General features: G+C 57.1%; 3 protein-coding genes. 2 read left to right on the top strand and 1 reads right to left on the bottom strand.

The window, feature by feature from the left end; all coding sequences use genetic code 11:
* A partial coding sequence (locus tag IQ273_RS31830; RefSeq protein WP_194027092.1) for a hydantoinase B/oxoprolinase family protein occupies positions 1-1,200 on the top strand: 1,200 nt, incomplete at its 5' end.
* An 88-nt stretch (positions 1,201-1,288) separates the two neighbouring features.
* Here the strand turns inward: IQ273_RS31830 and IQ273_RS31825 are convergent.
* The gene (locus tag IQ273_RS31825; protein ID WP_194027091.1) at positions 1,289-1,903 is read right to left on the bottom strand and encodes a Uma2 family endonuclease; all 615 of its coding nucleotides are present in this window, start codon (positions 1,901-1,903) and stop codon (positions 1,289-1,291) included.
* 265 nt (positions 1,904-2,168) lie between these two features.
* Between IQ273_RS31825 and IQ273_RS31820 the strand changes: the two genes are divergently transcribed.
* On the top strand, positions 2,169-3,176 hold the full coding sequence (locus IQ273_RS31820) for an ArsJ-associated glyceraldehyde-3-phosphate dehydrogenase (RefSeq protein ID WP_194027093.1): 1,008 nt from the start codon (positions 2,169-2,171) through the stop codon (positions 3,174-3,176).
* Positions 3,177-3,316 lie beyond the last annotated feature (140 nt).

Raw genomic sequence — 3,316 nt, 5'->3', positions numbered from 1 at the left:
CGCCCACTCTTCTACGTCGCTTCCCGTGGTCACCACGCCGACATTGGCGGCATTACCCCCGGTTCCATGCCCTCAAACAGCACCTCCATCGAGGAAGAAGGGATTTTATTAGATAACGTTCAACTTGTAGATCAGGGTCGCTTTCTGGAGGCTGAACTGCTGAAAATTCTAACCGCCTCACCCTATCCGGTAAGAAATTCAACGCAGAATATAGCCGACTTGCAGGCGCAGATTGCAGCGAATGAAAAGGGGGCACAAGAACTGCAAAAATTAGTCGATCACTACGGTCTCGACACCGTGCAGATCTACATGCAGCACGTACAAGACAACGCTGAAGAGTGCGTGCGACGGGTGATCGATCACCTCCAGAACGGCCAGTTTACCTACGAAATGGATGACGGCAGCCAAATTTCTGTACAGGTTACAGTCACCCGAGAACAGCGCAGCGCCTGCATCGACTTCACTGGCACCTCTCCCCAGCGGCCCAGCAATTTCAACGCCCCCTCAGCAGTGTGCAAAGCGGCGGTGCTCTACGTGTTTCGCACCCTGGTGGATGACGATATTCCGCTGAACGCAGGTTGTCTGAAGCCGCTAGAAATTTTGATTCCGCCAGGCTCAATGCTGAACCCGCGCTATCCAGCGGCAGTCGTGGCGGGCAATGTGGAGGTGTCACAGGCGGTGACCGATGCGCTGTATGGGGCATTGGGTGCGATCGCAGCTTCCCAGGGCACCATGAACAACCTCACCTTTGGCAACGATCGCCATCAGTACTACGAAACTATCTGCGGCGGCTCCGGGGCTGGCCCCAGCTTCCCCGGTACCGACGCCGTGCACACCCACATGACCAACTCGCGGCTGACCGACCCGGAGGTGCTGGAGTGGCGATTTCCAGTGCTGCTGCGGGAGTTCGCCATTCGCCAAGGCAGCGGCGGAGCCGGAGAATACGCAGGCGGCAACGGCATTGTGCGAACCATAGAATTTCGCGAACCGATGACAGCGGCGATTCTGTCAAATCATCGCCGGGTACCGCCCTTTGGTCTAGCGGGCGGTCAGCCAGGGCAGGTGGGCGAAAATAGGGTGATTCGTGCCGATGGCCAAGTGGAGGTGCTGCCGGGACAGGTCACGGTGGATCTCAATCCAGGAGACTGTATTCAAATTGCGACCCCTGGCGGCGGTGGCTATGGCCATAGGCTGGAGTAAGGTGCAATCAGAACCCGGGTTTCTTCTTTACAACGCATAGGTAAGTGACAGTTCCCAAAAAAGAAACCCGGGTTCTAACTCCCACAGGCTAACCTGCACCTGCTCTAAAGATGTCCTGCGCTGTTAGCCTGAGGTCTTCAAAGGTCGGTGAAACTAAGTGATCATTTCTAGTAAATCGCTCTAGTTGATAGCCATCAGCCCCCAAAGTGCAAAGCGTGATCGTAGGTTGCTTGGGCTGACCAATCACCCGCGCCGCCCCCAAAGCGCGGAAATCTACAATCCAGTATTCCTGAATGCCCATGGCCTCGTAGTCGGCCAGCTTGAGGCCATAGTCATCGCGCCAGTTGGTGCTAACCACCTCTACTACCAGCTTAATCGTGGCCCCGTTGCAGACCGTAGACGCCTTTTCCCACAGTGGTTCGTGCTGGAGTTGGGTGCGATCGAGCACCGCCACATCGGGAATATAGCCCGCATTGGGTCGTGGCGGCTTCACCACACAGGTACGCGGAATCGTCAGCGGCAAAGATCCTTGATCAATCAGCACGCCTAGCTTCAGGGCGATAAATCCACCAATGTCTTCATGGGCACCCGTGGGACGCACCTCTACCACCTCGCCTTCAATCAGCTCGTAGCGACCGCCATCACTGGGGTATTGGTCTAGAAATGCTTCAAAGCTCAGGGGCTGCTCTGTGGCCTGCACCATTTCAGCACTCGCTGTTTAAGACTCATGTAACTAGTGAACCGATGTGACTAGCTTACTGCATGGTACCGATGGCTTTGGTGAACGTGAACTGGCGATCGCCAAGCACCAAGGGATGTAGTGCAGACAACTTGACAAATCAACTTTTGTTGAAATAATTGAAGCATCAATTTTTATTGAAATGACAGGCTGGGCGGTTGAGCTGTGCAGGCTCAGGTGGTTCTGGCGGTGGTTAGTTTTGTGCGATCGCACCGGGATTGAGAACGCTATGGTCAACGTTGCCGTCAACGGATTTGGTCGCATTGGGCGGCTGGTGCTGCGGGCAGGCTGGGCCTTCCCAGAACTAGAATTTGTGCACATCAACGAGATCAAAGGCGGGGCCGAAACCGCCGCGCACCTGCTCAAGTTCGACTCAGTACACGGACGCTGGGATCGCGACGTGGAGGCCGTGGGCAGCGAAAAAATTACCATCGATGGCGTGCCCCTCAGCTTTAGCAGCGGCGCTGCCCCCGGCGAAGTGCCTTGGGCCGACTACGGGGTAGATCTGGTACTGGAGTGCTCCGGCAAGTTCCGCACCGCAGAAGCCCTTGCACCCTACTACGACAAGGGCGTCAAAAAGGTGATCGTCGCCGCCCCGGTCAAAGAGGGTGCCCTCAATGTGGTCTACGGTATCAACGATCACCTGTACAATCCGGCAGAACACCACCTCTTAACTGCCGCCTCCTGCACCACCAACTGCCTGGCCCCGGTGGTCAAGGTCATCCACGAAGGGTTGGGCATTCGCCACGGCGTCATTACCACCATCCACAACCACACCAACACCCAAACCATTGTGGATGCGCCCCATAAAGACCTCCGCCGTGCCAGGGCCACGGGCATGTCGCTGATCCCCACCACCACCGGGTCGGCCACCGCCATCACGCTGATCTACCCCGAACTCAAGGGCAAGCTGAATGGTTTGGCGGTGCGCGTACCGCTGCTCAATGCCTCGCTCACTGACTGCGTGTTTGAGTGCGATCGCCCTACCACCGTCGAGGAAGTCAACCAGCTCCTCAAAGCCGCCGCCGATGGCCCCTTGCACGGCATTCTCGGCTACGAAACCCGGCCCCTGGTGTCGGTGGACTACAAAGACGACCCGCGTTCTTCGATCATCGACGCCCTCTCCACCATGGTGGTGGATGAGACCCAGGTGAAGATTCTCGCCTGGTACGACAACGAGTGGGGCTACTCCTGCCGTATGGCCGAGCTGGCCCGCAAGGTGGCCCAGAGCCTATAGACCCTGCCCCTTGAGATGATGGTCAGAAAGCGTTTTCTCTGGACAACATCCTGATTAGATGGTGGGCATTGCCCACCCTACAGCACTGAACTCTGCGGTGCATTGCTGCGCGTTGGCAGAGCCTCGCCCCAGCGTTATGC

This window comes from Nodosilinea sp. LEGE 07298 (assembly GCF_015207265.1).
In the GTDB taxonomy this organism is placed as follows: domain Bacteria; phylum Cyanobacteriota; class Cyanobacteriia; order Phormidesmidales; family Phormidesmidaceae; genus Nodosilinea.
The sequence above is the reverse complement of the archived record's forward strand: the minus strand, read 5'-3'. Positions and strand labels throughout refer to the sequence as shown.

What these genes read in the sequence shown, in the direction of transcription:
- IQ273_RS31825 (WP_194027091.1), bottom strand. Translation starts at nt 1,903, where the DNA reads ATGGTGCAGGCCACAGAGCAGCCCCTGAGCTTTGAAGCATTTCTAGAC.
- IQ273_RS31820 (WP_194027093.1), top strand. Translation starts at nt 2,169, where the DNA reads ATGGTCAACGTTGCCGTCAACGGATTTGGTCGCATTGGGCGGCTGGTG.